The sequence below is a fragment of the Anaeromyxobacter diazotrophicus genome, from assembly GCF_013340205.1.
GTDB lineage: Bacteria > Myxococcota > Myxococcia > Myxococcales > Anaeromyxobacteraceae > Anaeromyxobacter_A > Anaeromyxobacter_A diazotrophicus.
In genome coordinates, this window is the sequence record NZ_BJTG01000007.1 from 107,255 (window position 1) to 132,533 (window position 25,279).

Here is a 25,279-nt window from a genome sequence, read left to right on the forward strand (position 1 = left end):
CGCGCAACGATCTGGTCGGCCGGTCTGCTCCAACCTCTCACTCCAGCGCGCGGCTTCACGCTTGGGGGGCGATGGGCGACGCGAGCATCACGTCCAGGGGAGCGCCCGAGCCGGTCGCCAGCGGCGAGCCGGGCGGCCAGCCGTCGCATTCCTCGACGGCTTCGCGCGCGGTGCGCATCCCCCATGTCGAGCGCGTCATCCCGTGGCGCCACCGGATCAAGACGAAGCTGCTGCTCGTCACCGTCGTGATCTGCGTCGGAGGGGTGACGATCTTCGCCCTCGCCGAGGGCCGGATGGCCGACCAGTTCTTCGAGACCCAGGCCGCCGGCGCCGCGCTCTTCAGCAACACCATCGAGCGCGCCACGCTGCGCGCGATGCTGGAGAACCGGCGCGGCGACGTCTTCGACACCATGCGCGACATCGGCCGCCAGGAGGGGGTCGAGGGCGTGCGGCTCCTCGCCAAGGACGGGCGGGTGGCGTACTCCACCGTCGAGCGCGAGGTGGGCACCATCCTCGAGCAGCGCTCCGACGCCTGCCGGCCCTGCCATGCCGCCGGCCGGCCGCGCCTCCACGCCCCGCTGCTCGAGCGCACCCGCGTCTTCGAGCGCGGCGGCCGGCGGGTGCTCGGGCTCGTCACCCCCATCCGCAACGAGCCGCGCTGCGCCACCGCCGAGTGCCACGTCCACCGCGCCGACGAAGACGTGCTGGGGCTGCTCGACGTGAGCCTCTCGCTCGCCTCCTCGGACGCGCGCATCGCCGACTTCCGGCGGGGGAGCCTGGTGCTGACCGGCGTGGGCGTGCTCCTGCTCTGCTCGTTCTTCTTCGCGTTCGCGCGCTTACACGTGGTCCGCCCGGTCCAGGCGCTCGTCGAGGGGACGCGGCGGGTGGCGGGGGACCAGCTCGACACCGAGATCCGCGTCCGCTCCAAGGGCGAGCTGGGGCTCCTGGCCGCCTCCTTCAACGACATGACGCGCTCGCTCCGGCGCACCGAGGGGGAGCTGAAGGACCTGAACCTCGGGCTGGAGCGGCAGGTCGAGGAGCGGACGGCGGACCTCCAGAAGGCGCAGAACGCGCTCGTCCACAACGAGAAGATGTCGTCCCTGGGCCAGCTCGCCGCCTCGATCGCGCACGAGATCAACAACCCGCTGGCGGGCATCCTCACCTTCGCCAAGCTCGTCATCCGCACGCTCGAGCAGGGACCCCCGGACGACGCGACCCGCCGCGACCTCGTGCGCAACCTCGCCCTGGTGCAGCGGGAGACCGAGCGCTGCAGCGCGATCGTGCGCAACCTCCTCGACTTCGCGCGCGACCGCCCGGTGGCGCTGCGCGAGCTGCAGGTGAACGCGGTGGTCGAGGAGGCGCTCCAGCTCATCGCGCACCAGCTCGCCATCCAGGGGCTCACGCTGGAGAGGGACCTGCAGCCGACCGCCGCGGTGCGCGCCGACTTCGGCCAGCTGCGACAGGCGGTGGTGAACGTGGCGCTGAACGCGGTCGAGGCCATGGGCAAGCGCGGCACCCTGTCGGTGCGGACGCGCGCCGCGGCGGACGGCGGCGTGGAGATCGTCCTCGCCGACACCGGCCCGGGCATCACCCCGGAGAACCTGAAGCACGTCTTCGAGCCGTTCTTCACCACCAAGGAGAAGGGGACCGGCCTCGGCCTCTCCGTGGTGTACGGGATCATGCAGCGGCACCAGGGCCGGGTGGACGTGCAGAGCGAGCCCGGGCGCGGGACGACGTTCGTCCTCGCCCTGCCGCCGCTCGGCGCCGGGGAGGGACAGGCGTGAACGGGGCAGGCACGGCAGGCACCATGAACGACGCGGTCCACGTCCTCGTCGTCGACGACGAGGAGATCGTGCGCGAGTCGCTGTCGGGCTGGCTGCGCAAGGACGGGTACACGGTCCAGACGGCGCCCGACGGCCGGGCCGCGGTCGAGGCGCTGCAGCGCGCGCGCTGGTCGGTCGTCCTGCTCGACCTGAAGATGCCCGGGATGGACGGGCTCCAGGTGCTCGAGGAGGCGCGCCGCCTCCGCCCCGAGGCCGCCTACGTGCTCATGACGGCCTACGCCACCGTGGACACGGCGGTCGCCGCCATGAAGCTCGGCGCCTTCGACTACCTGGTGAAGCCGTTCGACCCGGAGGAGCTCTCGGTCCTCGTCCAGCGCATCGTCGCCCAGCAGGAGCTCCTGCAGGAGAACGCGTCGCTGCGGCAGGCGCTCAAGCGCGAGTACGGGTTCCACGACCTCGTCTCGAAGAGCCCCGCCATGCAGCGGGTCTTCGACCTGGCCCGGGTGGCGGCCCGGAGCGCCTCCACCATCCTGGTGCTGGGAGAGAGCGGCAGCGGCAAGGAGGTGCTCGCGAGGGCCGTGCACGCCGAGAGCCCGCGCGCCGGCGGGCCGTTCGTCGCCATCTCCTGCGCCGCCCTGACCGAGACCCTGCTGGAGTCCGAGCTGTTCGGGCACGAGAAGGGGGCCTTCACGGGCGCGGTCGCCCGCCGCAAAGGCAAGTTCGAGGCGGCGGCGGGAGGCACGCTCTTCCTCGACGAGGTGGGCGACATCTCGCCCAAGCTCCAGCTCGACCTCCTGCGGGTGCTGGAGGAGCGCCGGTTCCAGCGGGTGGGCGGCACGGAGAGCCTCGCCGCGGACGTGCGGGTGATCGCGGCCACGAACCGCGACCTCGCCAAGGCGGTGGCGGATGGCAGCTTCCGCGAGGACCTCTTCTACCGGCTGAACGTCATCGCCGTCACGCTGCCGCCGCTCCGCGAGCGCCCGGAGGACATCCCGCTGCTGGTGCAGCATTTCCTCGACCGCCTCACGAAGGACCTGGCGCGCCGGCTCGACGGGGTCTCCCCCGAAGCCATGGCGGCGCTCGTCGCGCACGGCTGGCCCGGGAACGTCCGCGAGCTGCGCAACGTGCTCGAGCGCGGGGCGGTGGTGGCGAAGGGGAACGTGATCCAGCTGGCCGACCTCGGCCTGCCGGCCCCCGACCCGGCGCGCGCCGCGCCGCCCAGCGGCGATCCGCTCCCCCTGGAGGAGGTCGAGCGGCGCCACGTGGCCGACGTCCTCTCCTGGGCCGGCGGCAACGTCACGCACGCCGCGCGCGTCCTCGGCATCGACCGGATGACCCTCTACAACAAGATGAAGCGCTGGGGACTGCAGCGCCCCGAACAGGAAGTGGCCGCCCACGCCCGGCGGTGAGCAGAGCTCCCCCGTCGCACGATCGAGCTGCGCGCCAGCGCGCAGCTCACGCCCTCCCGAGCCCTTCGTTCGACGGTCGCCCTCACCCGAGGGCGCCGACTTCCTCGACAGCCGCCGAGAAACCCAGCGCCGGCCGCTCGGCCGCCGATTCGCTCCGATTTCCGGGCCGTTGAGCCCTGCCGGCCCCTGCGGGGCGCCGAACAACTCGACGACTGGCCGCCGCGGCGCAGCGCCGTCGAGATCCTCGACGTCGACAGAACGTGAAGAGTGGCCGGCGGTTACGCACCCGCTCGCACCTCGGCGGCCCTGGCCCGTTCCTTGGATTGGTGAAGGGCAGGAGGCGCACGATGAGCTGCCCCTACCTCACCGAAGTCACCATGTCGTTCTGCCGGGCCTTCCCGGTGAAGAAGCTGGTCCCGAGCGACCGCGTCGTCACCACCAGCCCTTGCGACGGCGAGTGCTACGGCGAGTGCCCGGTCTACCGCGAGGCGGCGGCGCGGCTGGGCGGCGGCTCCGGCGATCTCGCGAGGGCGTCTCACGCGTCATCCAACAAGGGAGGGCGGCCATGATGCTCGCGTTCGCGCTCAGCTTCTTCGCAGCAGCTTTCCTCGGAGCCGTCAGCCGAGCCGCCCGGTAGCGCAGGTCAACCCACGGTACGGAGAGCCACCATGAAGCTCAGTCGGAGAGGCTTCTTGCAGGTCGCCGGGATCGCCGGAACGGCGGCCGCCGGTCTCGGGGCCAGCACGGCCCGTGCGTCGTTCCACACCTCGCTCGACGCGAAGGGTGAGAACGAGAACGCGATGCTGGTCGACACGACCCTGTGCGCCGGCTGCCGCGGCTGCGAGGCGGCCTGCGCGGAGGCGAACGGCCTGCCGGCGCCCGCCTCGGACGAGGCCGTGAAGGGCGCCCGGCGCGAGACCGCGCCCGAGGTGTTCACGGTGGTGAACGCGTTCGGGCCCATCGGCCACGACGGCGACGACCGGTTCGCGAAGCGCCAGTGCATGCACTGCCTCGAGCCGGCGTGCGCGTCCGTGTGCATGGTCCGCGCGCTCGACAAGACGCCCACGGGCCCGGTCGTCTACCACGGAGAGCGCTGCCTGGGCTGCCGCTACTGCATGGTGGCCTGCCCGTTCGAGGTGCCGAAGTACCAGTACGACAAGCTCGCGCCGCTGGTCCGCAAGTGCACCTTCTGCCCCTCGCGCCAGGCGGAGGGGAAGAAGCCGGCTTGCGCCTCGGTCTGCCCCACCGGCGCGCTCACCTTCGGCAAGCGCCGCGCGCTCATCGAGCTCGCCAAGGGCCGCATCTACCGCAACCCCGAGAAGTACCTCCACCACGTCTACGGCGAGCACGAGGCCGGCGGCACGGACTGGCTGTACATCTCGGACGTCCCCTTCGAGCAGCTCGGCATGAAGGCGGTCCGCGACGAGCCGTATCCGGACAAGGTGCAGGGCGCGCTCTCGGCGCCGCCGTTCGTCATGACGCTCTGGCCGCCGCTGCTCATGGGCCTCTACGCCTTCTCGAAGCGCCGCGACGCGCTGAACGGGAACCACCACGAACCTGGCGGCGCGGCCGCCGAAGCGAAGAAGGAGGACCGCCATGGCTAGCACCGCCCTCACCGCCCCCGCGCGGAGCGACTGGTTCCGCGAGAAGATCCTGCTCGGGATGGACCTGCGCACCTACCTGCGCTCGCTCGCCACCCCGCTCAACGCGCTCGCCGCCGTGCTGATCGGGCTCGGCTTCACGGTGCTGGTGTACCGGTTCGCCGCCGGCCTCGCCTCGGCGACCAACCTGTCGCAGGCGCAGCCGTGGGGGCTCTGGATCGGCTTCGACATGATGAGCGGCATCGTCCTCGCCGCCGGCGGGTTCACGCTCGGCTCGGCCGTCCACCTCTTCGGGATGCACGAGTACCACCCGATCGTGCGCCCGGCGATCCTGACCGCCTTCCTCGGCTACGTGCTGGCGGTGGTGGGCCTCATGGCCGACCTCGGCAAGCCGTGGAACTTCTTCAACATGATGCTCACGCCCGGCTCCACCTCCGCGCTCTTCGAGGTCGCCTGCTGCGTGTTGATGTACACGACCGTGCTGCTGCTCGAGTTCCTGGTGCCGGTCTTCGAGTGGCTCGGCTGGCGCAAGGTGCACGCCCGGCTGGAGCAGGCGATGCTCGCGCTGACCGTGCTGTCGGTCGTCTTCTCGACCATGCACCAGTCGGCGCTCGGCTCGCTCTTCCTCATCGCGCCTGCCAAGCTCCACCCGCTCTGGTACTCGCCCTACATCTTCATCTTCTTCTTCATCTCGGCCATCTGCGCCGGCATCTCGATGGTCATCGTCGAGGGGTCGCTCACGCACCGCATCTTCCAGCACCGCATCACCGGCGCCCACGCCGACATGAACAAGCTGCAGCTCGGCCTGGGCAAGGCCGGCGCCATCGTCCTCTTCGCCTACTTCTTCCTCAAGCTGCAGGGGGTGGCCGAGGGCGAGCACTGGGACCTGCTCCTCACCGGGTGGGGCGCCTGGTTCCTGCTCGAGACGGTCGGGTTCGTGCTGGTGCCCTCGCTCCTCTACGGCTACGGCGCCCGCTACAAGAGGGTGAAGTTCGTCCGCGCCGGCGCGGTGCTGACGGTCATCGGCATCGTCCTCAACCGGCTGAACGTCTCGGTCATCGCCTACAACTGGGACAAGCCCACGCACTACGTCCCGAGCTGGATGGAGGTCTCCGTCTCCATCGGCCTCGTCACCCTGGGTGTGGTCGCCTTCCGCTGGATCGCGAACCGGATGCCCATCATGTCGGAAGACCCGAACTTCGCCGGCAGCGAGTTCTAGGAGGAAAGCCATGGAGAACGAGTTCCTGAGCCTCTACGGAGCGAAGCTGGTCGAGTACGGCCTGGCCGTCGTCTACATGGTCATCTTCGTCAGCTACTGGCGCTGGGTGCAGGGCGAGCCCGCGCCGGGCAAGAACCCCGACCCGAAGCACGCTGGGAGGACGGCATGATCCGGCACGCGAGCGGAGCGGTGAGAGCGGCGCTGGCGGTCGGGGTGCTCCTCGCGGCGGGCCCCGCGCTCGCCGGCAGCAAGCTGCAGAAGCTGCCCACCGACTACGTCTTCCCGCGCGGCGACGGCAGCCCGGGCCCGGTGATGTTCAGCCACGAGAGCCACGTCGACGCGGCGAAGCCCAGCTGCACGACCTGCCACCCGCGGGAGTTCCGGGTGCTGGAGGCGGGGCGGACCGCCAGCCGCGAGCCGATCCGGCACGACCGGATGCAGGCGGGGGCGGCCTGCGGCGCGTGCCACGGCAAGACCGCCTTCGGGTTCGACTCCTGCGACATGTGTCACAAGTAGCCGGCCGCGGAGGCGCGTCATGAGCGCGACGTTCGTCGGCGTCCTGCAGGCGGCCGGGGCCTTCCTGGGCGGACTCCTGGTGAGGCTCGGCGTGGTGCTCCTGGTCGTGCTGGCCTTCCTCGTGCCGGTCGCGCTCGTGCTCGGCGCCGTCCGCCTGTGGCGGGGCCTCGCCCCCGCCGCCCGCGGGCTGCGCCGGGCCGGGCACGTCCTCTACCGCCCGGGCGTGCGCTACGCCGCCGGCCACACCTGGATCGAGCGGGAGCCGGGCCGGGTGAAGGTGGGGATCGACGGGGTGGTGCAGGAGATCCTGCCCTGGGCGCTCTCGGTCGAGCTGCCGAGGCCCGGCCAGCGGCTCTTCGAGGGCGAGGTGGCGGCCACCATCTCCTGCGGCCACGAGGAGGCGCGCATCGCGGCGCCGGTGGCGGGCCGGGTGGTGGCCGTGAACGCCGAGGTCGAGCGCGATCCCTCGCTGGTGAAGGAGGACGGCTACGGGCGCGGCTGGCTCTTCGCGATGGAGCCGCTCGACACGCGCTGGTCGACGTTGCCCGCCGGCGACGTGGCGCGCGACTGGATGCGGCAGGAGTCGGAGCGGCTGGACGACTTCCTGGAGTCGCGGCTGGGCTTCGCCGGCATGGCCGCTCGCGCGGGCCCCGCGCCGCCGCTCCTGTCGCCGGGAGCGTGGCGCGAGCTCACGCGCTCGTTCCTTCACGCCTGATGCGGGGGAGGGCGCGCTCCGGCGCGCCCTTTTTCTTCGTCCTGCCGGCGCCGCACGGGTGCTGCTCCACTCGTGCGGTATTTTGTCATGCCCTGGACGGACGCCACCCCTCGAATCTCCCCGGCGCAGTCCGTGCGGCGGCAGGTTTTGCGCGACACAAGGCGGGGGAGGTGGCCGGTGCGGGGCCTTTCGCCCATGTGCGGCGTCTTGACGCGGAGTATGTGGACGCTGCCAATCCACGATTGATTTTCCTCAGGCAATACGAGCTTGGATTGCCTCAGACCTGGTTGGACAACCCTTCAAAGCAGGCGTAAGAAACTCCCCAGGAGCGTCCGCGGCTCCGTCTGCAAAGGGCGCGAAAGGGCCAGCTCGCGATGAGACGAACGCTACTTTGGGTGATGATGTGGGTGGGTGCCGGCCCAGCCTGGGCGGGGATCCCAGCCGAGCAGGACGATTGCCTCGGCTGTCACGGGGGCGACGCCACCATGTCGATGGACCTGCCCAGCGGTGAGAAGCTGGGCGTGTACGTCGACGCGGCGGTCTTCGGCAAGTCGGTGCACGGCGAGATCCTGCGCTGCACCGACTGCCACACCGAGAAGACCGGGTATCCGCACGAGTCGAAGCCGTTCGCCTCGAAGCGCGACGTGCAGGTCGCCTATTACGAGCAGTGCAAGAGCTGCCACTTCGCGAACTACACGAAGACGCTCGACGGCGTGCACTACGCGGTGATGGCGAAGGGCAACCGCAAGGCGGCGCTCTGCGTCGACTGCCACGGCTCGCACGACATCCAGCGCGCGAGCGAGCCGCGCACTCGCATCTCGCAGACCTGCGCCAAGTGCCACGACGGCGTGTTCAAGGTCTACGCGTCCAGCGTGCACGGCCGCGACGCCGAGGCGGGCAACCAGGACGTCCCGGTCTGCACCGACTGCCACAAGGCGCACGACATCCTCGATCCGAAGAACGGCGCCCTCTCGATGAGGACGCCGGAGATCTGCGGCCGCTGCCACACCAGCGAGAAGATGATGTCGAAGTACAAGCTGTCGACGAAGGTGGTCGACACCTACCTCAAGGACTTCCACGGCATGTCGGCCACGCTCCAGCGCGGCACGAAGGCCGACCGGAAGAGCTTCGCCGCCGTCTGCACCGACTGCCACGGCGTACACGACATCCAGAAGTCGTCCGACCCGACCTCGCACACGATGCGGGCGAACCTGGTCCAGACCTGCCAGAAGTGCCACCCCGGGGCGACCAAGAACTTCCCGGACGCCTGGCTCTCGCACTACGAGCCGACGCCGCAGAAGGCCACCCTGGTGTGGTCCGTCCAGCTCTTCTACAAGCTGATCATCCCCTTCATGGTCGGCGGCCTCGTCCTTCAGATCGCGCTGCACCTCTGGCGCGTCGTGGTGAATCGATGAGCACCAGCACGATGGCGGACTCGAACGTGAGCACCTCGTACCTCGTCCGCTTCACCGGCAAGCAGCGCGCCGAGCACCTCGTCACGATGGTCGTCTTCACCATGCTGTGCCTCACCGGCCTGCCGCAGAAGTTCTACGGGGCCGCCTGGGCGCACCGGATGGTGAACCTGTTCGGCGGGATCGACGCCGCCCGCTGGATCCACCGCTTCTGCGGGTGGACGCTGGCCCTGTCCACCGTGGTCCACTTCGCCAGCGCGCTGGTGACCATCGCCGGGCGCAAGACGCGGCTGACGATGATCCCCACCAAGCACGACTTCGACGACGCGGTCGCGACCCTCAAGTACTACCTGGGCCTGCGCGATCACGGCCCGAAGTACGACCGGTACGACTACAAGCAGAAGTTCGAGTACTGGGGCCTGGTGATGGGCAACGTCATCATGGTGCTCACCGGGATCATCCTCATCTACCCGACGGTCCTGGCGCGCTTCCTGCCCGGGGAGCTCGTCCCGGCGGCCAAGGTGGCGCACTCGAACGAGGGCCTGATGGCCTTCCTCGTCATCACCATCTGGCACATCTACAACGCGCACCTCAACCCGGACGTCTTCCCCTTCGACACCTGCATCTTCACGGGGAAGATCAGCCGCGAGAGAATGGAGCACGAGCACCCGCTCGAGCTGGAGCGCCTCGAGGCCGAGGCGAGCCGGGCGGGAAAGGCCGTGGCTCCGCATGCCGAGCGGGAAGTGGTGGGTTGACTACGCGGCGCAGTCCGTGATGCACGCCTTGGTCGCCGCGCTGGCGATCGAGGCGCTCCTGAGGGTGTGGCGCGCGCGCGCGCCGGGCGACCGGCTGGTCCTGAGGCTCATCGGCCTCGGCCAGCCGCTCGTCGTCACCCCGCTGCTCTTCGCGCTCGCCCCGCTCCGGCGGGGTGAGCGCTTCGCGGACGTCTGGGCGCTCCTCTCGGTGCGACGCTGGCAGGAGCTCTCGCTGCTGGGCGCGTCGGCGTTCCACCTCGCGCTCGGCGCGGCGCTGGCGGCGGGGGTGACGCTCTTCGCGATGGACGCGCTGCCGCTGCTCCCGCGCCGGCGGCGGGCGCTGCCGGCGGGCGCGGTCCCGCCGCCCGCGCTGGAGGCGGCGCTGGCGGACGCGATCGAGGGGACGGCGGGCGCGCTGCGCTCGGCGCGCGCGCGCCGGCCCCGGCTGCGGTTCCTCGCGACCCGCGCCCCGGCGCTCTTCTGCGCGGGCGTGCGCTCCCCGGAGCTGGTGGTGTCCCAGGGGGCGCTCGACCTCCTCGACCCGGAGGAGCTGCGGGCCGCGCTCCGCCACGAGCTGGCGCACCTCGATCGCCACGACCCGGCCGTCTCGTGGGCCGTCATGGCCGCGCGGGCGCTCCTCTTCTTCAACCCCGTGGCGCAGGTGTCGGCGCGCGCGCTGGCGCGCGACGCCGAGTGGCTCGCCGACGAGCGCGCCGGGGGAGACCGCCTGGCGCTGGCGAGCGCGCTCATCAAGCTGCACCGGGCCGGGCTCGCCGGCGGGGCGCCGGTGCGGCGGCCGCTCCCGTTCGCGGGCGCGCTCTCCGAGCCGCTGCGGCGGGTCCGCTCGCACGACGTCGAGGCGCGCTGCCGGCGCCTCCTCGAGCCGGCGCCGCCGCCGGGGCTGGTCTTCCGCGCCCCCCGCCTCGCCGCCACCGCCGCGGCGCTGGCCGCGCTCACCTTCCTCGTCGCGTGACCGCCCCCGCCGCCAGCCACGCCCCGGGGCGTCTCGGCGAGGCCCTCCGCGCCGTCTGCGGCCTGGTGGCCGTCGTCGCGGCCGCCGCGCTGGCGCTGGCCGTCCTCGACGCGGTGCCGTCCTGGGTGGCCGGCGACGCGCGCGACGTCCGGCGCGCGCGGACGGTGGACGAGGTCCAGCGGCGGCTCCGGACGCGGCTCGTGCTCCCCGCGTACTTCCCGGCGCGCCTGGCCTGGCCGCCGCAGCGCATCCGCTACCTCGCCGGGCCGCCCGGCGCCGTGGGGCTGTGGGTGGACGCGCGCGGGGGCGCCCCGGCGCTGCTGCTGGCGCAGACGCTCGGGCGCGGCGAGCTGCCGGAGCGGCTCGTGCCGCCGGCGCAGGAGCTCGATCGCTCGCCCATCCAGGTGGGCGCGGCGCAGGGCCGGCTGGCGCGGGTGGTGGAGGACGGAGAGGTCCGGTGGCAGCTCACGTGGGAGCAGGGTGGCCGTAGCCTCCTCCTGCGCTCGCGCGGTAGCGTGGAGGAGCTCGTCCGCATGGCGCGCAGCGCCCGGGAGACGCCATGACGTCGTCGCGCACGAGGTGGCTCAGGGAGCGCAAGGCGCAGGGCCCCGCGGCGCTGCCGCTCGGGCGCCAGGGCCTGCGCTTCCGCGTCTACCTGCTGGTCTCGATCGGCGTGCTCGCCCCGGCGGCGCTGGTGGCGGGGGCGAGCTGGTCCCGGCTACGCGAGCTGGACGAGGAGATGGTGGCGACCCGGCGCCACGCGGCCTCCGCCGTGGCCGAGCACATCGACGAGGAGGTCACCGGGGATCTGGAGGTGCTGCAGCGCCTCGCCTCCGCTCCCCAGCTCGGGTTCGACGGCGAGCGGAGCGAGGGCGCGCGCGCCCTCCTGCGCGCCACCTACCTGCACGCGCAGTTCAGGGGAGGGATGTTCCTCCTCGACGCGCGCGGCCGGGTGGTGGCGGAGGAGCCTCGCGGCACGCACTCGGCGGCGCCGCCGCCGGAGCTGCCGGAGGTGCAGCAGATCCTGCGCGACGGCAAGCCGCGCATCACCCAGCTCGTGGGCGTGGGAGGCGAGGGGCACGTCTTCGCGCTGGTCTCGGTCATGGACTGGCGCGGGCAGCCCGTGGGCGTCGTGGGCGGGGTGCTCGACGTCGCCGCGCCGGTCCGCGCGCGGGTGCTCCGCCACCTCCTGCGCGGGAAGGGCGGCCACGCCGATCTGGTGGACGGGAACGGCATGGTGCTGGCGAGCACCGACCGCGAGCGCATGCATCGGCCGAGCGAGTGCCGGGAGCGGCTCGGGCGGCTGGTGGCCGGCCGCGAGCGGCAGGGGACGCGCTGCCAGGCGTGCCACCCCGGCGGCGAGCGGTCGGTGACCGCGTTCGCGACGCTGGCGGCGGCGCCCTGGGGCGTGCAGGTGGTGGTGCCGGAGGAGGCGGTGCTCGCCACCTCGGGCGCGCTGCCGACGACGCTGCCGGTGTTCGTCGGGCTCCTGCTGGTCGTCTCGGGCGTCTTCGCCTGGGGGGCGGCGCGCAGCGTCACGCGGCCGGTGGCGGTGCTCACCGAGGCGGCCGAGCGCATCGCCGCCGGCGGCATGGACGAGCCCATCCCGGAGCTCGGGAGCGACGAGCTCGGCCGGCTCGGCCGGTCGGTGGAGCGGATGCGCTCCTCGCTGCGCGACCTCATAGGATACGTCGCGCGGGCCAACGAGCAGCTCGAGCAGCGCGTGGCCGACCGCACCGCCGAGCTCGCCCAGGCGAACGAGCGGCTGCGCCAGCGCGACGCCGAGCGGCAGCGGCTCCTGCGCACGGTCATCACCGCCCAGGAGGACGAGCGCAAGCGCATCGCGCGCGAGCTGCACGACGAGACGACCCAGAGCCTGGCGGTGCTCACGATGGGGATCGAGAGCGCCGCGGCCGCCATCCGGGCCGGGGGCCCCACGCCGCGCCTCGACGAGGTGAAGGCGCTGGCGGTGCGCACGCTGGAGGAGGTGCACCGGCTCATCCTGGACCTCCGCCCGGCGGTGCTCGACGACCTGGGGCTGTTCTCGGCCATCCGCTGGTACGCCGAGCGGTACCTCGCCACGCGCGGCATCGCCGTCCGGTGCGAGATCAGCGAGCTCGAGCGGCGGCTGCCCCCCGAGGTCGAGATCGCGCTCTTCCGCATCGCGCAGGAGGCGATGAACAACATCGCCCGTCACGCCCGCGCCGAGTCGGTGCTCATCCAGCTCGCGCCCGAGGGGCAGGAGCTGCGCATCGAGATCGAGGACGACGGGCAGGGCTTCGACCCGGCCGTGCAGCCGCAGGACCGGCCTCACTACGGCCTCATGGGCATCCGGGAGCGCGCCGAGCTGCTGGGGGGGACCGCGGTGGTCGACTCCTCGCCGGGGCAGGGGACGCGGCTCGAGATCCGGGTGCCGCTGCCCGGCGGCGACGCCGGGCCGGACGACGCTGGCCCCCGCGGCTCGCCGCGGCTAAGCTCGGTGGCCCCGTGAGCAAGATCCGCGTCCTCATCGCCGACGACCACGCCATCCTGCGCGAAGGCGTGCGCGCCCTCCTCGCCGCCACCGATGACATCGAGGTCATCGGGCAGGCGGCGGACGGCCGCGAGGCGGTGGACGCCTGCAAGAAGCTCGATCCGGACGTGGTGCTGATGGACATCGCCATGCCGGGCCTGGGCGGCATCGAGGCCGCGCTCGAGATCCGCAAGGAGGGGCTGCGCGCGAAGGTGCTCGTGCTCTCGCAGTACGAGGATCGCGAGTACGTCCGCCGGCTGCTCAAGGCCGGCGTCTCGGGCTACGTGCTGAAGAAGTCGGCCGGGAGCGAGCTCGTCGGGGCCATCCGGGCCGTCTACCGGGGCGGCCTCGTCCTCGACCCCGAGGTGGCGCGCGCGGCGATGGAGGAGCAGGACCCGCAGCGCGGCGGCGGCGATCCGTACGAGGCGCTCACCGACCGGGAGAAGCAGGTGTTCCGGCTGGTGGCGGAGGGGCGCAGCAACAAGGAGGTCGCGGACGACCTCGGCATCAGCGTGAAGACCGCGATGTCCCACCGCGAGCACGTGATGCAGAAGCTCGACCTGCACAACCGGACCGAGCTCGTCCGCCTGGCCTTGAAGCTCGGCGTGATCCGGATCAGCTAGCCGCCCGCGGCCCGCCCCCTGGCGGGGTGGGGTGAAGATCCCCCGACCATGTAGGGCACCCGCATCCGTTTCGCGAGCCTGCGACACCTGCGCGCGGACGACGCATAAAATGCGGGCGCTATTCTGTAAGTCATGGATTTCACGCTGGTTAGCTCGGCACGCTGATTGCTCGGCTGGCTGCACCATTCCTCAGCAGCTGCGGGAAAGGAGCGCACACGTGCTCATCGCCGTGGGCCTCAATCAGAAGGGTGCGACCGTCGCGGATCGCGAGCGCCTCGCGGTCCGCGCCGAGGAGATGGCGAACGTCATCCAGGGCTACGCCGCGCTGGGAGGCGTGGACGAGCTCGTCCTCCTCTCCACCTGCTACCGCCTCGAGATCTACGCCGCGACCCGCTGCCCCTCCGCCGCCGCGGTCGCGCTGCGGCGGGCGCTCTCGGAGCGGGCCGGCGGCGCCGAGGTCCCGCTCTTCGAGCTGCACGGGGACGACGCGCTCCGGCACATGCTGCGGGTCGCCTCCAGCCTCGAGTCGGCGGTGCTGGGCGAGCCGCAGATCCTGGGGCAGGTGAAGGAGGCGCACGCGCGCGCGACCGAGGCGGGCGTCCTCGGGCGCGAGCTCAACGGCGTGCTCCACCGCGTGTTCGAGGTGGCGAAGCGGGTCCGCACCGAGACCGCCATCGGCCGCGCCGGCGTGTCGTGGGGCAACGCCGCGGCGGCGCTGGCGGAGAAGGTGCTCGGCACCGTGCGCGGCCGGCGCGTGCTCGTCCTCGGCGCCGGCGAGATGGCGCGCCTCTCCGCCCAGCACCTGCGGGAGCAGGGGGCCGAGGTGGTGGTGGTGAACCGCACGCTCGCGAACGCCGAGGCGCTGGCGGCCGAGGTGGGCGGGACGGCCCGGCCGCTCGAGGCGCTCGACGAGGAGCTGCTGCTGGCGGACGTGGTGGTGTCGGCCGCCCCCGCGGCGCCGGCCGCCTTCGCCCCGGCGGCGCTCCGCGCCACCGTGAAGGCGCGCCGCCGGCGCGACCTCGTCATGGTGGACCTGGCCGTGCCGCGCGCCATCCCCGCCGAGTCCGGGGCCATCGACGGGGTGTGGCTGTGCGACGTCGACGACCTGGCGCGGCTCACGCAGCGCGCGCTCGCCGACCGGACCCAGGCCGTCGCCGACGCGGAGCGGGTCATCGAGGAGGAGCTGGCGCGGTTCCGGCGCGATCAGGCGGAGCGGAAGGCGGCGCCCATCATCCAGGCGATGCGCCAGCACGCCGCGAGCATCGCGCGCGAGGAGGTCGACCGCACGGTGAAGCGCCTCGGCGCCGACGCCGAGATCGAGCGCCGGCTGGACGCGATGGCAAACGCGGTCGTGTCGAAGCTCCTGCACGCGCCTAGCACGCGCCTCCGCCGGGCCGGGGTCGACGGGCCGGGCGGCGAGCGCCTCATGGCGGCCGCGGTCGAGATCTTCGGCCTGCCGCTCGACGGCGCGCCCCCCGCGGCGCGCTGAGACCGCGCAACCGTTGCGCGGGGCGGACAGCCCTGGGTGAGAAGACGCAACTTCCTCGCGCCTCGTCCGTCGTGTGTGCGCGGAGGGCCGCCGCGCGTACCCCGGAGTTGCGCCCGGATCGCAGGTTTCTTGGCGTAATGCCCCGGAGCTGGGGGAAGATGCGCAGGCCTGGTCCGCTCCTTGCGAACGGCTGGGTGCGATCACCCAATGCCAGCCCTGATGCGACATGTCGGCGACGTGTGGCGGCGCCTCGACCGGAGCGTGCGCGCGCGCATCCTCCTGCCGACGGCGCTCCTGTTCGCCACCACGCTCGCGCTCATGGTGATGTCGGCGGTCGAGTTCTACGCCTCGGACATGGAGCGCGGGCTCCAGGAGAAGTCCGAGATCTTCGCCGGCATGGTGGTGAACGGCGTCAACGACACCATGCTGCACGGCACGCCCGAGCAGCTCCCCGACGTGCTGGCGCTCGTCATGGCGCACCGCACGGACATCGAGTCGATCAGCCTCATCCGCCCGACCGGCGAGGTGCACAGCTCCTCGCGCCGGGAGCTGGTCGGGACGCGGCCGTGGGGCAACCTCGGGCGCTTCGGCTCCCCGACCGTCGTGAACGCGCCCGGCGGGAACCCGGCGCAGTACGCGGTGCTCCAGCCCATCCCGAACTCGGCCGCCTGCGCCTCCTGCCACGGCACGGCGCAGCGCTACAACGGGTGGCTCGACCTGCGCTTCAACCGCAAGGCGATCATCACGCAGCAGACCCGGCTCACGCACACCCTCGTCACCTCCGCCGCCGTCGCCTTCGTGTGCCTGATGGTCATCGCCTGGTGGCTGGTGGGGCGGGAGGCGGTGGCGCCGCTGAAGCGCCTCGTCGCCTCCATGAAGCGGGCCGAGTCGGGCGACCTGTCGGTCACCGCGGACGAGGGGCGCGCCGACGAGCTCGGCGTGGCCGCCCGCGGCTTCGACGCCATGCTGGCGGCGCTCCGGCGGAGCCAGAACGAGCTCGAGGCGTTCTACCGCGAGCGGATGGTGCGCGCCGATCGCTTCGCCGCGGTGGGCGAGCTCGCGACCGGCCTCGCCCACGAGATCAAGAACCCGCTGGCCGGCCTCTCCGGGGCGCTGGAGCTGCTGGCCGAGGACCTCGCCTCCTCGCCGCGACAGGCCGAGGTGGTGACGGAGATGCGCCACCAGGTGGCGCGGCTCGGCAACACGATGGAGAGCCTCCTCAGCTTCGCCCGCCCGCCCAAGGCGCGCCTGCGCACCACCGACGTCAACGCCACCCTGGAGAAGGTGCTGTTCCTGGTGCGGCAGCAGCGGCGCGGCGCCTCGGTCGCCCTCACCCTGGAGCTCGGCCAGACGCTGCCGCCGGTGCTGGCCGACCCGAACCAGCTGGAGCAGGTCCTGCTCAACATCTGCCTCAACGCCTGCCAGGCCATGGACGGCAAGGGCAAGCTCGTCCTGCGCACGTTCGAGATCGACGGCCGGGTGACGGTCGAGATCGAGGACGACGGCCCGGGCATCCCGGCCGAGGTCCGCCAGCACATGTTCAAGCCCTTCTTCACCACCAAGCGCGAGGGGAACGGCCTCGGCCTCGCCATCTCGGCCCGCATCGTCGCCGAGCACGGCGGCCACATCGGCTACCGCTGCCCGCCCGCGGGCGGCACGATCTTCGCGGTCACCTTGCAGCGCGCGCTTCCGGCGGGGCCGGATCGCAGCCCGGAGCACGCGACATGACGACCAGCACGGCCCGCATCCTGGTGGTGGACGACGAGAAGCTCATCCGCTGGTCGGTGGGCGAGCGGCTGCAGCGCGACGGCTACGAGGTGCTGGCCGCCGAGTCCGGCGAGCAGGCCCTCGACCTGGTCGCGGCCAACGCGCCCGACCTCATGCTCCTCGACGTGCGGCTGCCCGGGATCGACGGGCTCACCACGCTGCAGCGCGCGCTCTCGATCAACCCGGAGGTCACCGTCCTCATGATGTCGGCCCACTCCACGGTCGACATCGCGGTCGAGGCGATGAAGCACGGGGCCATCGACTTCCTGGTGAAGCCGTTCCCGTTCCAGTCGCTCGACGCCGCGGTGCAGCGCGCGCTCCAGACCGCCCGCACCCGCCGCCAGATCGCGGCGCTCACCTCCGAGCGCAAGAGCGGCAACGCGGTGCTGGGGGCGCTGGTGGGGCGCTCGGGCGCGATGGAGTCGATCCGGAGCATGGTCTCGCGGCTGGCCGCCTCCGACGCCACCACCGTCCTCATCGAGGGCGAGAGCGGCGCCGGCAAGGAGGTGGTGGCGCGCGCCGTCCACTTCGAGAGCGCGCGCGCCGAGAAGCCGTTCATGCAGGTGAACTGCGCGGCGCTGCCCGAGCACCTGCTGGAGAGCGAGCTCTTCGGGCACGAGCGCGGGGCCTTCACCGACGCCCACACCCAGAAGCGCGGCTTGTTCGAGAGCGCCGAGGGCGGGTCGGTGATGCTGGACGAGATCGGCGACCTGCCGCCGGGCGGCCAGGCGAAGCTCCTCCGGCTGCTCGAGAACAAGACCTTCCGCCGGGTGGGCGGCGTCCACGAGCTCAGGGCCGACGTGCGGGTGCTGGCCGCCACCAACGTCAACCTGGAGGAGCGGGTGGCCGAGGGGCGCTTCCGGGCCGACCTGTTCTTCCGCCTCAACGTGGTGCGCATCCTCATGCCGTCCCTGCGCGAGCACGTGGAGGACATCTCCATCCTGGCCGCGCACTTCATCGCCAAGTTCAACCAGGAGATGAAGCGCGACGTGAAGGGCGTCTCCCCGGCGGCGCTCGACGTGCTCACCGGGTACCACTGGCCCGGGAACGTCCGCGAGCTGCGCAACGTCATCGAGCGCGCGTTCATCCTGCACGCCAGCGCCGACGAGATCCGCCCCGAGCACCTGCCCCCCGAGCTGCGCAAGCTCCCCCCGCAGAAGAAGCAGGAGAAGCTCGTCCCGCAGGTCGCCGAGCAGGGCATCGTCCTCGAGGACGTGGAGAAGAAGCTCATCACCGAGGCGATGGAGCGCGCGAACGGCAACCAGTCGAAGGCCGCGCGTCTGCTCGGGATCAGCCGCGACACGCTCCGCTACCGGCTGAAGAAGCACGGGATGGCGTGATCGGCGGAGTTTCGCTCGCCCCGCGCGGACGGCAGCGTTCGCGGAGGGGCGGAGGGGTGGCCCTCCGCCGGAGCGCAGGCCCGACCTGCGGGAGATCCCCGTTCGACGCACGGTGCGCTGCACCGCCGGTGCCGCGCCGGCGCGCGAGCAGCGAGCGAACTCCGCGGCGCGGCACGATGCGGTGCAAGCCGCCGAGCGTTTCTGCACCGGCCGCCGTAGCAGCCCGGTAGGTCGCTTGGCCGAGCACCGCCGGAGGGCCACTCCGCAGCCCCGACTCGGCCCCGTCCGCGCGGCAGAGGGAATCACTCGTGGCGCAAAAAGCGACGCCCACCGGGGGAGACGGTGGGCGCCGCACGCAGCAGGTCGCCGGAAAGGCGGCCTTATCCGAGAGGTGTCGTCACGCCACGGCGCGGTCATCGACGTCGACCGGCGTGCCGTCGGTCGGCCAGTCGATCTCGACCGCCAGCGCGTGCAGCTCCTGCTTCAGCTTCTCCTTGGCGCGGATCTCGAGCTGGCGGGCGCGCTCGCGGCTGAACCCGAAGTGCTCGCCCAGCTCCTTGAGCGTCATCGGCTTGTCGCTCATGACGCGCTGCTCGATGATGTAGCGCTCGCGCTGGTCGAGCCGGGCGAGGGCGTCGCCGATCCGGCTCTGGACCATCGTCTGCTCCTGGGCCGAGGACAGCTCGTGGTCCTGCGTCGGGCCGGAGCCGACCACGAAGTCGACGTGGGAGTAGCCGCCGTCGTCGCCCATCGGCGCGTCGAGGGAGAGGTCGCGCCCCTCCATCCGCTGCGTCATCTCCTCGACCTCGCCCGGCTTCACCTTCAGCTTCTTGGCGATCTTGGCGGCGTTCTCGCCGTCGGAGTCGAAGCCGTGCTCGGCGCTCATCTTGTCGAGCTCGCGCTTGGTGCGGGCGAGCGAGAAGAACAGCTTGCGCTGCGCCTGGGTCGTCCCGAGCTTCACCAGGGACCAGGACTTGAGGATGTAGTTCTGGATGTAGGCGCGGATCCACCACACCGCGTAGGAGATGAGGCGGATGCCCTTGTCGGGATCGAACTTCTGGACCGCCTTCATGAGGCCGATGTTGCCCTCCTGGATGAGGTCCGCCATCTTGAAACCGTAGGACCGGTACTCGTACGCGACCTTCACCACGAAGCGCAGGTTGGCCGTGACGAGCCGGTGCGCGGAGCGGGAGTCGCCCTTCCGGCGGTACAGCCGCGCCAGGCTCTGCTCCTCCTCCACCGTCAGCAGGGGGAACTGGTTGATCTCAGAGAGGTAGAGCTCGAGGGAGCTGGCCGCGTTGGGAAGGGTGTCTCGCTTCATCTCGCCTCCGGTGAAACGCCGCCTCCGCGACGACGCTGACCCGAGGCGATATAGCAACGGTGGTGCCAACAGGGGTCGAGGTGAGTATTCGAGTAAGTACGGCAGCTTGGCGTTCGAGGGCCACAGCTTCAACCCAGGCGGTACAGCAACACTTACAGCCTCGGGGGTGCCAGCAGCGTCCCCCTTGGGCTTTTTGCCAGTAAGATTTTCAGCGAGGCCTTGCGGCGGGGTGCCTGCGTGCCCATCTGTTTCAGTTTGGGGCCTGCAGCCGGTTTTCGTTGTCGCTCCCCGCGGTTCGTGGCTGAATCTCGCCACTCCTGACCTCACCGGGTGATGATCGTGTCCGACCGGCAGCAACCTCGCGGAGCCGAGGGCGGGGGCGCAGGTGCCTCGCCCGGGGAAAAGTCCGCGGACCGCGGGAGCTTTCTCGGGTTCGTCGCCCACGAGATGCGCAATCCGCTCTCCACGGCGCTATGGAGCGCCGAGCTGCTCGCGCGGCTCGCTCCGGAGGACCGCGCCGGCCCCCGAGGCGAGAAGCTCTCGAACATGTGCCTCCGGGCGCTGCAGCGGCTCCGGCTGCTCGTCGAGGACCACTTCCTGGCAGAGCGGCTGGGGGTGGACGGTATTCCTTTCAGGTCGGACGCGGTCCCGGTCCGGGAGATGCTGGAGCAGGTGGCTGGGAAGCTGGGAGTGGAGGCGAAGCTCGCCGTGGACGAGACGCTCGCGGTGCGGGCGGATCGCGGCCTGCTGGAGCGCGTGCTCGACGCGCTCCTGGCGGTCGCGTCGCACGGCAAGTCGCCCGTCCACATCGACGCCCAGCGCTCCGGGGAGACCGTCACCCTGACGCTCCGGGGCGCGCCGCCGGCGCCGGGAGCGCTGGAGATGCCCCATAAGGGTACGCCCTCGGATCCGACCGGCCGGGCGCTGGCGCTGCACATGGCGGTACAGGTCGCCCAGGCGCTCGGAGGGACGCTGACCGCGCCGGCGGAGGCGTACCTGCTCACGTTGCCGCTCGCCCCGGCGCCGGGCGGCCCGTGAAAGGGCCCCACGCCGCGCTGCGCGGGAGGGCTCCGCCCGTCCTGGTGGTGGACGACGACCCCGACATCTTGGAGGCGGTCTGCGACATCCTCGAGGGCGAGGGGTATCGCGTCGCGCGCGCCCGCAACGGGCGCGAGGCGCTGGGGCAGGTCGAGGAGGAGCGGCCGCTCCTCATCCTGCTCGACCTCATGATGCCGGTGATGGATGGGAGCGCCTTCGCCCAGGCGCTGCGCGGCCGCGAGCGCGATCGCTCCATCCCCATCGTCGTCATCTCCGCCGACGGCGACCCGCAGAAGGCCGCGGCGCTCGGCGCGCGCGGCTTCCTGGCGAAGCCCTTCGACATCGACGCCCTGCTGGCCGAGGTGGCGGCGCTCGCGCCCTCCGCCTGAGGGGCGCCGCCGAGGAGCCCGCGCGTCGCCGGCTGAAAACCGCCGTCTCCGCGCGGCCTTCCATTCTTGACAGGCCCCGCGGGCTCGGCTAGAAGCAGCGCTCCCCGGGCTGCCGCCGCCTCGCGGCGCGGCCCTTTCCCACAGGCACGTCCTCCCCGGCCGAACGGCGCGCGGCGGACCAATGCGAGGTTCTCATGGCAACGGGTCTCTTGGCGAAGAAGGTCGGCATGACGCAGATCTTCGACGCCGCCGGTGACTGCATCCCCGTCACCGTCCTGGAGTGCGGTCCCTGCACCGTCGTCCGCCGCAAGACGGCCGAGAAGGACGGGTACGACGCGGTCGTGATCGGCTTCGCGCCGGTGGACGAGAAGCACGCGTACCGGCTCTCGAAGCCCGAGCTCGGGGTCTTCAAGAAGGCGGGCACGCCCGTCTTCCGGCACCTCCAGGAGGTCCGGGTCAAGGACGCGAAGCTGCTCGGCGAGCTCAAGGCCGGCGACGTGCTCACCGTCGACAAGGTCTTCAAGTCGAACCAGCGCATCGACGTGACCGGCGTGACCAAGGGGCGCGGCTTCCAGGGCGTCTTCAAGAAGTGGGGCATGAAGGGCGCGGCGCGCGACAGCTCGACGGCGCACGAGCACCACCGGCACATCGGCGCGGTCGGCCAGCGCAAGACGCCGGGCAAGGTGTGGAAGGGCAAGCACCTCCCCGGCCACTACGGCACCGACCAGGTGACGATCCAGAACCTCTTCGTCGCCGGCATCGAGGCGGACAAGAACCTCCTGCTCGTCACCGGCGCGATCCCCGGCCACAACGACGGGCTGGTCTTCGTGAACACGGCCGCCAAGGGCCAGCCGAAGCCGAAGCAGAAGCAGGAGGAGCGTCAGCGCGCGAAGCCGAAGGTCTAGCGCCTTCGCTCCAGCCGTGATTTCCGCGCGCCGCTCCTCGCACCGGGGGGCGGCGCGTCTCGTTTGGAGGAGGTCGGGACGTGGCGAGGATCGGGTGGTGCCTCGTGGGGGCCGCGGCGCTGCTGCTGGCCGGCGCCGCGCGCGCGGAGCCGTCCGAGCCGCCCGCGCCCGAGCTGCCGTCGCCCGCCGGCGTCCTCCCCGAGGCGGCGGTGGACGCGCTGCCGCCGGAGGACCCGCGCCGCCCGGACCTCCTCCTCGACCTCGCCCTGGCGCGCCACGCCGAGGCGGAGGCGACGGAGGCCGAGGAGCGGCGCGCCCGCGACGAGGACCTGGCGCGCTGGCGCGCCGGGCCACCGCAGCGCCCCGCGCCGGCGAACGCCACGCCGCGCGGCGACGTGCGCCGCGCCGAGGCGGTGCGGCTGGCCGAGCGGGCGCTGGAGGCCGGGCAGGAGCTCCCGTTCGCGCGCGCGCCGGAGGCGCTCCTCGTGGCGGGCGGCGACGCCGACCGGATCGGCCGGGGCCGCGACGCGCTGCGCTGGCTCGGCCGCCTGGTGCGCCGCTACCCGGAGAGCCCGCTCGCGGCGGAGGGCTGGCTCGCGCTCGGCGAGCACCACCTGCGCGAGGGCGACCTCACCCGGGCCCGGGCCGCGTTCGAGGTGGCGGCCCGGGCGCCGCGGCCCGCGCTGCGCGCCTGGGCGGAGGCGCGGCTGGCCGAGGTCGCCCTGGGCGCGACCGACGCCGAGGGCGCGCTGGCCGCGCTCCGGCGGGGCCTCGCGGCCCGCTCCGCGGCGTCGCTCGCCACGCTCGACCGCCTGGCGGGGGCGCCCGAGCGCCTGCTGTCCTTCGGCCCCGGCGCGCTGCTCGCGCTGGCGGACCTGCTCGACGCCACCGGCGCGCCCGGGCGCGCCCTGGCGCTGCGCGAGCGCGCGCTCCGCGCCGCCGGCGCGGCCGCCCCGCCGCGCGCCCGCGCCGAGCTGGAGCGCGCGCGCCGGCTCACCGCCGCCGCGCCGCTGCGCGCGCCGCCGGCCGCGCAGCTCGAAGGCCGGGTGGCGCCGCTCCGGCCGAGCGCGGCGCCGGAGGGGGCGCCGCCCGCGCAGCGGCTGGCCGCGTTCGCCGGCGACGCCTCGGCGCTGGGCGCGCTCGCGCGGGAGGCGCTGGCGGGGGGGAGGGCAGGGGAGGCGCGGCTCCTCCTCGAGCGGGCGCTCGCCGCGGGCGCCCCGGAGGGCCCGGAGGCGGCCGGCCTCCACGACGACCTGGCGGCGGCGCTGTGGGCGCTGGGGGACGCGGCGGGGGCCCGGGCCGAGCTGGAGCGGGCGCTGGCGCTCGCCCCCGCGCTCCCCGCGGCGCTCGAGAACGCCGGCCTGGTCGCGCTCGCGGCGCGCGATCCGGCGCGCGCCGTGCCGCTGCTCGAGCGCGCGGTGGCGGCGGAGCCGGGCCGGTGGCGCGCGCGGCTCCTGCACGCGCGGGCGCTGGCCGCGCTGGGTCGGCCGGCGGAGGCGCTGGCCGAGGCGGAGCGCGTGCTGGCCGTCGCGCGCGGGCAGGCGGACGCGCTGCAGCTCGCGGCCGGGCTGCGCGAGGCTCAGGCCGAGACGGGCGACGCCGACCCGCGCTTGCGATCGCGCTCGAGCTTGTAGCGGGTGGTCGGGTCGAGGAACTTCTTCCGGAGCCGGATGCTCTGCGGGGTCACCTCGACCAGCTCGTCCTCCGCGATCCACTCCAGGGCCTTCTCGAGCGACATCTCCCGGGGCGGCGTGAGGAGGATGTTGTCGTCGCGGCCGGCGGCGCGGATGTTGGTGAGCTTCTTTTCCTTGCAGATGTTGAAGTCGAGGTCGTTCTCGTGGCTGTGCTCGCCCACGATCATCCCGGTGTAGACCGGGTCGCCCGGCTTCACGAACAGCGCGCCGCGCTCCTGGCCGTAGAAGCAGGCGTAGGCCACCACCTCGCCGACGCGGTCGGAGACGATGGCGCCGGTCTTGCGCTTCTCGATGCGCCCCTGCCACGGCTCGTACCCGTCGAACTGCGAGGACATGATGCCCTCGCCGCGGGTGAGGGTGAGGAACTCGCCGCGGAAGCCGATGAGGCCGCGCGCCGGGACGCGGAACTGCAGGCGGGTGCGGCCGGAGCCGAGCGGCTGCATGTCCACCATGCGGCCCTTGCGCGGCCCGAGGTTGTTGGTGATGGCGCCGACCGCGTCGTCCGGGACGTCGCACACGAGCAGCTCCATCGGCTCGTGGGTCTCGCCGTCGAGGGTCTTGAGGATGGGCTCCGGGTTCGAGACGGTGACCTCGTACCCCTCGCGCCGCATGTTCTCGACGATGACCGCCAGCTGCAGCTCGCCGCGGCCGACCACCTTGAACGAGTCGGGCGTCTCGGTGTCCTCGACGCGAATGGAGACGTTCTTGTACGCCTCGCGGTAGAGCCGCTCGCGGATGTTGCGGCTCGTGACGTACTTGCCCTCCTTGCCGGCGAAGGGCCCGTCGTTGACCTTGAAGATCATCGACATGGTGGGCTCCTCCACGCTGATGCGGGGGAGCGCCACCGGGAAGGCGGGGTCGCTGAAGGTGTCGCCGATCCCGATCTCCTCGGCGCCGGCGATGCAGACGATCTCGCCCGGCCCGGCGTCCTTCACCTCGACGCGCTTCAGCCCGTCGTAGGCGTAGAGGCGCACGATCTTCGCGGGGACGATCTTGCCCTCCTCGCGCATGACCGCGATGGCGTCGCCCTCGTGCGCCACGCCGGACGAGATGCGCCCGATGGCGAGGCGGCCGACGTAGTCGTCGTAGTCGAGGTTGTCGACCAGCATCTGCAGCGCCTCGCGCTCGGGGCGGGGCGGCGGCGGGATGTGGGTGAGGATGGCGTCGAAGAGCGGCTTCAGGCTCTCGGCGTGCATGGCGTCGGCGACCGTGTGCGCGGCGCGCCCCTCGCGCGCGATGGTGTAGATGACCGGGAAGTCGATCTGGTGCTCGTTGGCGCCGAGGTCGATGTAGAGCGAGTAGACGAGGTCGAGGACCTCCTTCGCCCGCGCGTCCTGCCGGTCGATCTTGTTGACGACGAGGACGCTCGGGAGGCCCATCGCGAGCGCCTTGGAGAGCACGAAGCGGGTCTGGGGCAGCGGCCCCTCCGCGGCGTCCACGAGCAGGAGCACGCCGTCGACGAGCCGCAGCGCGCGCTCCACCTCGCCGCCGAAGTCGGCGTGGCCGGGGGTGTCGACGATGTTGATCTTGACGCCGTTCCAGGTGACGGCGGTGTTCTTGGCGAGGATGGTGATGCCCTTCTCGCGCTCGAGGTCGTTCGAGTCCATCACCCGCTCGACCACCTGCTCGTTGGCGCGGAAGACGCCGGCCTGGCGGAGCATGAAGTCGACCAGGGTGGTCTTGCCGTGGTCGACGTGGGCGACGATGGCGACGTTGCGGATCTTCTCGCGGGCGATCATGGGGCTCGTTTCGGGGTTCGGCAGAAAAGGCCGGACTGTATATGCCCGCGGGTGCACCGCCGGCAAGCCGAACCCTCG

The 25,279-nt window shown here is 72.5% G+C and carries 23 protein-coding genes; 21 read left to right on the forward strand and 2 right to left on the reverse strand.

Features of this window, described 5'->3' with window-relative positions; genetic code table 11:
- Positions 1-170 precede the first annotated feature (170 nt).
- The 17 genes from HWY08_RS14920 to HWY08_RS15000 all read left to right on the forward strand — a co-directional run bounded on the left by HWY08_RS14920 (position 171) and on the right by HWY08_RS15000 (position 18,115).
- Positions 171-1,784, forward strand: a complete 1,614-nt coding sequence (locus tag HWY08_RS14920; RefSeq protein ID WP_176066591.1) for a sensor histidine kinase — start codon at positions 171-173, stop codon at positions 1,782-1,784.
- On the forward strand, positions 1,781-3,193 hold the full coding sequence (locus HWY08_RS14925; protein WP_235969646.1) for a sigma-54-dependent transcriptional regulator: 1,413 nt from the start codon (positions 1,781-1,783) through the stop codon (positions 3,191-3,193). Before HWY08_RS14920 ends, HWY08_RS14925 begins: the two co-directional genes overlap by 4 nt.
- 347 nt (positions 3,194-3,540) lie before the next feature.
- Positions 3,541-3,762, forward strand: a complete 222-nt coding sequence (locus HWY08_RS14930; protein ID WP_176066593.1) for a hypothetical protein — start codon at positions 3,541-3,543, stop codon at positions 3,760-3,762.
- A 99-nt stretch (positions 3,763-3,861) separates the two neighbouring features.
- The gene (locus HWY08_RS14935) at positions 3,862-4,797 is read left to right on the forward strand and encodes a 4Fe-4S dicluster domain-containing protein (protein WP_176066595.1); all 936 of its coding nucleotides are present in this window, start codon (positions 3,862-3,864) and stop codon (positions 4,795-4,797) included.
- Positions 4,790-6,013, forward strand: coding sequence for an NrfD/PsrC family molybdoenzyme membrane anchor subunit (gene nrfD, locus HWY08_RS14940; RefSeq protein WP_176066597.1), 1,224 nt, complete (start codon positions 4,790-4,792; stop codon positions 6,011-6,013). The genes HWY08_RS14935 and nrfD overlap by 8 nt, the downstream gene beginning before the upstream one ends.
- Before the next feature lie 10 nt (positions 6,014-6,023).
- Complete coding sequence (locus HWY08_RS14945; protein WP_176066598.1) at positions 6,024-6,182, forward strand: hypothetical protein; 159 nt, start codon at positions 6,024-6,026, stop codon at positions 6,180-6,182.
- Positions 6,179-6,529 (forward strand): c(7)-type cytochrome triheme domain-containing protein, encoded by a 351-nt coding sequence (locus HWY08_RS14950; RefSeq protein ID WP_176066600.1) that lies wholly within the window; start codon positions 6,179-6,181, stop codon positions 6,527-6,529. The genes HWY08_RS14945 and HWY08_RS14950 overlap by 4 nt, the downstream gene beginning before the upstream one ends.
- A 19-nt stretch (positions 6,530-6,548) precedes the next feature.
- Positions 6,549-7,244: a glycine cleavage system protein H gene (locus HWY08_RS14955; RefSeq protein ID WP_176066603.1), complete on the forward strand. Its 696-nt coding sequence runs from the start codon at positions 6,549-6,551 to the stop codon at positions 7,242-7,244.
- A gap of 398 nt (positions 7,245-7,642) precedes the next feature.
- Positions 7,643-8,659, forward strand: coding sequence for a cytochrome c3 family protein (locus tag HWY08_RS14960; RefSeq protein ID WP_235969647.1), 1,017 nt, complete (start codon positions 7,643-7,645; stop codon positions 8,657-8,659).
- Positions 8,656-9,411, forward strand: a complete 756-nt coding sequence (locus HWY08_RS14965) for a formate dehydrogenase subunit gamma (protein ID WP_176066607.1) — start codon at positions 8,656-8,658, stop codon at positions 9,409-9,411. Before HWY08_RS14960 ends, HWY08_RS14965 begins: the two co-directional genes overlap by 4 nt.
- Positions 9,386-10,384 carry a M56 family metallopeptidase gene (locus HWY08_RS14970; RefSeq protein WP_176066609.1) on the forward strand — a complete coding sequence of 333 codons (999 nt, stop codon included), beginning with the start codon at positions 9,386-9,388 and terminating at the stop codon, positions 10,382-10,384. The genes HWY08_RS14965 and HWY08_RS14970 overlap by 26 nt, the downstream gene beginning before the upstream one ends.
- On the forward strand, positions 10,381-10,947 hold the full coding sequence (locus HWY08_RS14975; protein ID WP_176066611.1) for a hypothetical protein: 567 nt from the start codon (positions 10,381-10,383) through the stop codon (positions 10,945-10,947). Before HWY08_RS14970 ends, HWY08_RS14975 begins: the two co-directional genes overlap by 4 nt.
- A complete protein-coding gene (locus HWY08_RS14980) occupies positions 10,944-12,875 on the forward strand; it encodes a HAMP domain-containing protein (protein WP_176066613.1) in 1,932 nt (643 codons plus the stop codon). Before HWY08_RS14975 ends, HWY08_RS14980 begins: the two co-directional genes overlap by 4 nt.
- Positions 12,872-13,519, forward strand: coding sequence for a response regulator (locus tag HWY08_RS14985; protein ID WP_176066615.1), 648 nt, complete (start codon positions 12,872-12,874; stop codon positions 13,517-13,519). Before HWY08_RS14980 ends, HWY08_RS14985 begins: the two co-directional genes overlap by 4 nt.
- Before the next feature lie 217 nt (positions 13,520-13,736).
- Positions 13,737-15,008: a glutamyl-tRNA reductase gene (gene hemA, locus HWY08_RS14990; RefSeq protein WP_176066616.1), complete on the forward strand. Its 1,272-nt coding sequence runs from the start codon at positions 13,737-13,739 to the stop codon at positions 15,006-15,008.
- Between the two features lie 219 nt (positions 15,009-15,227).
- Positions 15,228-16,736, forward strand: coding sequence for a sensor histidine kinase (locus HWY08_RS14995; protein ID WP_176066618.1), 1,509 nt, complete (start codon positions 15,228-15,230; stop codon positions 16,734-16,736).
- Positions 16,733-18,115, forward strand: a complete 1,383-nt coding sequence (locus HWY08_RS15000; RefSeq protein ID WP_176066621.1) for a sigma-54-dependent transcriptional regulator — start codon at positions 16,733-16,735, stop codon at positions 18,113-18,115. Before HWY08_RS14995 ends, HWY08_RS15000 begins: the two co-directional genes overlap by 4 nt.
- A gap of 397 nt (positions 18,116-18,512) precedes the next feature.
- Here HWY08_RS15000 and rpoH read toward each other — a convergent pair whose 3' ends face one another.
- On the reverse strand, positions 18,513-19,436 hold the full coding sequence (rpoH, locus tag HWY08_RS15005) for an RNA polymerase sigma factor RpoH (protein WP_176066623.1): 924 nt from the start codon (positions 19,434-19,436) through the stop codon (positions 18,513-18,515).
- A 333-nt stretch (positions 19,437-19,769) separates the two neighbouring features.
- On the opposite strand from rpoH, the gene HWY08_RS15010 reads away from it, so the two are divergent.
- The 4 genes from HWY08_RS15010 (at position 19,770) to HWY08_RS15025 (ending at position 23,402) form a co-directional block, all read left to right on the forward strand.
- Positions 19,770-20,474, forward strand: coding sequence for a sensor histidine kinase (locus HWY08_RS15010; RefSeq protein ID WP_176066625.1), 705 nt, complete (start codon positions 19,770-19,772; stop codon positions 20,472-20,474).
- Positions 20,471-20,863: a response regulator gene (locus HWY08_RS15015; protein ID WP_235969649.1), complete on the forward strand. Its 393-nt coding sequence runs from the start codon at positions 20,471-20,473 to the stop codon at positions 20,861-20,863. The genes HWY08_RS15010 and HWY08_RS15015 overlap by 4 nt, the downstream gene beginning before the upstream one ends.
- A 194-nt stretch (positions 20,864-21,057) precedes the next feature.
- Positions 21,058-21,768, forward strand: coding sequence for a 50S ribosomal protein L3 (rplC, locus tag HWY08_RS15020; RefSeq protein ID WP_176066627.1), 711 nt, complete (start codon positions 21,058-21,060; stop codon positions 21,766-21,768).
- Between the two features lie 80 nt (positions 21,769-21,848).
- On the forward strand, positions 21,849-23,402 hold the full coding sequence (locus HWY08_RS15025) for a tetratricopeptide repeat protein (RefSeq protein WP_176066628.1): 1,554 nt from the start codon (positions 21,849-21,851) through the stop codon (positions 23,400-23,402).
- Here the strand turns inward: HWY08_RS15025 and typA are convergent.
- Positions 23,348-25,201 (reverse strand): translational GTPase TypA, encoded by a 1,854-nt coding sequence (gene typA, locus HWY08_RS15030; RefSeq protein WP_176066630.1) that lies wholly within the window; start codon positions 25,199-25,201, stop codon positions 23,348-23,350. The two genes, HWY08_RS15025 and typA, sit on opposite strands and share 55 nt — an antisense overlap.
- Positions 25,202-25,279 lie beyond the last annotated feature (78 nt).

Coding starts and splice junctions, on each gene's coding strand:
- HWY08_RS15000 (WP_176066621.1), top strand. CDS start 16,733: ATGACGACCAGCACGGCCCGCATCCTGGTGGTGGACGACGAGAAGCTC.
- HWY08_RS14930 (WP_176066593.1), top strand. CDS start 3,541: ATGAGCTGCCCCTACCTCACCGAAGTCACCATGTCGTTCTGCCGGGCC.
- nrfD (WP_176066597.1), top strand. CDS start 4,790: ATGGCTAGCACCGCCCTCACCGCCCCCGCGCGGAGCGACTGGTTCCGC.
- HWY08_RS14980 (WP_176066613.1), top strand. CDS start 10,944: ATGACGTCGTCGCGCACGAGGTGGCTCAGGGAGCGCAAGGCGCAGGGC.
- rpoH (WP_176066623.1), bottom strand. CDS start 19,436: ATGAAGCGAGACACCCTTCCCAACGCGGCCAGCTCCCTCGAGCTCTAC.
- typA (WP_176066630.1), bottom strand. CDS start 25,201: ATGATCGCCCGCGAGAAGATCCGCAACGTCGCCATCGTCGCCCACGTC.
- HWY08_RS14970 (WP_176066609.1), top strand. CDS start 9,386: ATGCCGAGCGGGAAGTGGTGGGTTGACTACGCGGCGCAGTCCGTGATG.
- HWY08_RS14955 (WP_176066603.1), top strand. CDS start 6,549: ATGAGCGCGACGTTCGTCGGCGTCCTGCAGGCGGCCGGGGCCTTCCTG.
- HWY08_RS14995 (WP_176066618.1), top strand. CDS start 15,228: ATGCGACATGTCGGCGACGTGTGGCGGCGCCTCGACCGGAGCGTGCGC.
- HWY08_RS15010 (WP_176066625.1), top strand. CDS start 19,770: ATGATCGTGTCCGACCGGCAGCAACCTCGCGGAGCCGAGGGCGGGGGC.
- HWY08_RS14960 (WP_235969647.1), top strand. CDS start 7,643: ATGATGTGGGTGGGTGCCGGCCCAGCCTGGGCGGGGATCCCAGCCGAG.
- HWY08_RS14950 (WP_176066600.1), top strand. CDS start 6,179: ATGATCCGGCACGCGAGCGGAGCGGTGAGAGCGGCGCTGGCGGTCGGG.
- rplC (WP_176066627.1), top strand. CDS start 21,058: ATGGCAACGGGTCTCTTGGCGAAGAAGGTCGGCATGACGCAGATCTTC.
- HWY08_RS14945 (WP_176066598.1), top strand. CDS start 6,024: ATGGAGAACGAGTTCCTGAGCCTCTACGGAGCGAAGCTGGTCGAGTAC.
- HWY08_RS14965 (WP_176066607.1), top strand. CDS start 8,656: ATGAGCACCAGCACGATGGCGGACTCGAACGTGAGCACCTCGTACCTC.
- HWY08_RS14935 (WP_176066595.1), top strand. CDS start 3,862: ATGAAGCTCAGTCGGAGAGGCTTCTTGCAGGTCGCCGGGATCGCCGGA.